This window comes from Paenarthrobacter sp. CM16 (assembly GCF_013179505.1).
In the GTDB taxonomy this organism is placed as follows: Bacteria; Actinomycetota; Actinomycetes; order Actinomycetales; family Micrococcaceae; genus Arthrobacter.
Genome location: NZ_JABMCX010000505.1, coordinates 1 through 1,682, shown reverse-complemented (window position 1 = coordinate 1,682; position 1,682 = coordinate 1). Strand labels below are relative to the sequence as shown.

The 1,682-nt window shown below is 62.1% G+C and carries 3 protein-coding genes; all 3 read left to right on the top strand.

The window, feature by feature from the left end; translation table 11 throughout:
• Positions 1-780 (top strand): MFS transporter (locus tag HP499_RS23940; RefSeq protein ID WP_172326523.1); only part of this gene is annotated, 780 nt, incomplete at its 5' end.
• A gap of 29 nt (positions 781-809) precedes the next feature.
• Positions 810-1,220 carry a cupin domain-containing protein gene (locus HP499_RS23935; protein ID WP_172326522.1) on the top strand — a complete coding sequence of 137 codons (411 nt, stop codon included), beginning with the start codon at positions 810-812 and terminating at the stop codon, positions 1,218-1,220.
• 31 nt (positions 1,221-1,251) lie between these two features.
• The coding region (locus HP499_RS23930) for an aldo/keto reductase (RefSeq protein ID WP_172326521.1) at positions 1,252-1,682 on the top strand (431 nt) is incomplete at its 3' end.

Below are 1,682 nucleotides of genomic sequence, written 5' to 3'. Positions count from 1 at the left end.
CCCTTCGACTGGGCCGGTCAGGTCACCGCAGTCGCAGCACTGGCGGCACTGACGTACGGCATCATCGAAGGCGCTGAGGCAGGATATGGCAGCCCGGCCATCCTGACACTGTTCGGCATCAGCGCGATCTCAATCGCAGCTTTCGTCACCACCCAATCCAAAGGCCGGCACCCAATGATCCCGTTGGATCTGTTCCGGTCCCGGGCAGTGTCCACCGCGCTGATCATCGCTGTGGTGACGATGGCTGCTTTCTACGGCATCGTGTTCGTGCAAAGCCTCTATTTCCAGCAGGAACGCGGATCCTCTGCTCTGGAAACCGGTTTGTTGTTCCTGCCGATGACGGCTCTTGTTGCCATCCTGAACCCTTGGGTGGCACGCCTGATGGCCCGGTATGGGCACGTGGCGATGATCGCCGCGGGCCAGCTGATCATGGCTGCCGGCCTGATCAGCCTGTGTCTGCTTCCTGCGGATGCACCGGTCATGGTCGTCGCAGCGTTCATGATCCCGGTCGGCGTTGGTGGTTCGTTCACCGTCCCGCCGATCATTGCCCAGGTCATGGATAACGCCACTGTCGAACGTGCCGGCACGGCCAGCGGGGTGGTCAACACCGCCCGTCAAGTCGGCGGGTCCCTGGGTGTGGCCATCTTCGGTGCTGTCCTGGCCAGTGGCGAGTTCATGTCAGGGCTACGCGCCAGTCTCGGTGCCACCCCGGTCTTGCTCGTCATCCTGGTCGTCGTATCCCTGGCACCACAGCGTCGTTCCCAACCAACCAGGAACTGATCCACGCCAGTCTCTCGAAAGGAACTTCAATGCGTCTCGCGATTCCGGGCCCCACCTCAAAGGGGCCCACCGAAAAATTCACCGGCGACGTGTATTTGAACGCACTGCAGTCCGGTGAAGATCCCTCACGGCTGAACTCTGCCATGGTCCGCTTCAGCCCTGCCGCCCGCACCCACTGGCATTCCCACCCACTAGGCCAGACACTGCACTGCACCGACGGAGCGGGACTGGTAGCCACCCGCGACGGGAATGTCATCCTCATGCGCGCCGGAGACACCGTCTACACCCCGCCAGGGGAAGAACACTGGCACGGCGCAACACAGGACAGCCTGATGTGCCACCTGGCCCTGGTCGAAAACGACAACGGGCACACCGCGACGTGGCTCGAACCCGTCAGCGAGCACGACTACCAGACCGCCCACACCACCACCCACGCCTAAACCTCAACAAAGCGACAGTAAGGACGAACCCATGAAAAACGTCACTCTCAACAACGGCATCGAAATGCCCATCCTCGGCTTCGGCGTATTCCAGATCCCCGAAGAAGAAACCCAGGCCGCAGTCGAAGCAGCACTGGCCACCGGCTACCGGCACCTGGACACTGCTGCTTCCTACGGCAACGAGGACGCCGTCGGCGCCGCGATCAAGGCCAGCGGGATCAACCGGAACGAACTGTTCATCACCACCAAACTCTGGATCCAGCATGCACCCACCGGCAGCGTCTACGACGACACCAAGCGATCCTTCCAGAACTCCCTGAACCGCCTCGGACTGGACTACCTGGACCTCTACCTGATCCACCAGCCGCTCGGGGACTACTACAGCGAATGGCGCGCCATGCAGGACCTGAACAAAGAAGGACTCGCCCGCGCCATCGGCGTCTCAAACTTCCACCCCGACCG

Coding starts and splice junctions, on each gene's coding strand:
- HP499_RS23935 (WP_172326522.1), top strand. CDS start 810: ATGCGTCTCGCGATTCCGGGCCCCACCTCAAAGGGGCCCACCGAAAAA.